We start from the raw sequence: 262 nt of genomic DNA, 5'->3' as shown, positions 1-262 counted from the left end.
ACATCAGCCTGAAGCTCTTTTATCAGCTTGGTTTGTTCTTCATTAAGCTTTTTTTGCTCTTCAATGAGCTTTTGCTGTTCTTTAATAGCATTAATTAAAGTATATGTAATTTCTGAAGAATCATATTTACGTTGGTCGTCAAAATCATTTGATTTTATTTTCGTTACAGTTCCCGGTAAAACTTTCTCGATCTCCTGAGCAATTACCCCTGTATATGTTTTTCCGTCGTCACTATAACCTCCTTTTCCATTATACTGAAAGG

General features: G+C 34.0%; 1 protein-coding gene. It reads right to left on the bottom strand.

What is annotated here, in order from left to right:
- Positions 1–262, bottom strand: a 262-nt coding sequence (locus tag SB725_RS31960) for a tail fiber domain-containing protein (protein WP_410923477.1), incomplete at both ends; no start/stop codon positions are given.

The organism is Pseudomonas sp. SIMBA_041 (genome assembly GCF_046535095.1).
Taxonomy (GTDB): domain Bacteria; phylum Pseudomonadota; class Gammaproteobacteria; order Pseudomonadales; family Pseudomonadaceae; genus Aquipseudomonas; species Aquipseudomonas mucoides.
This window is presented reverse-complemented; position numbering and strand designations above follow the sequence as displayed.